The 259-nt window shown below is 69.9% G+C and carries 1 pseudogene; it reads left to right on the plus strand.

Annotated elements, in window-relative coordinates:
• A pseudogene (locus CVH10_RS26975) lies at nucleotides 1-259 on the plus strand (hypothetical protein); the annotation flags it as partial.

Raw genomic sequence — 259 nt, forward strand, 5'->3', positions numbered from 1 at the left:
GGCACAAGATGTCGGGGCCGACGCAGCGCGTCAACGCGCTGGTGGCCAGTGCGGAGGCGGATCCGGTCGAGCGGCAGCGGATCGCGCAGATCGCACGTCAGGCCGGGCGATCGACCTTGCCGGTGGTGGCGATCATCGGCGTCGGGGTCACGATCTCGATTGCCGTGGGCGGCTTCGATCTCTCCGTTGGCGCGGTGGCCGCGTCGAGTGTCATGGCGGCGAGCTACGCCATGGTCGTCTGGCACTTCACCGCGCCGCA

Origin of the sequence: Halomonas sp. ND22Bw, from assembly GCF_003011945.1 — a bacterium.
GTDB classification, from domain to species: domain Bacteria; phylum Pseudomonadota; class Gammaproteobacteria; order Pseudomonadales; family Halomonadaceae; genus Halomonas; species Halomonas halophila.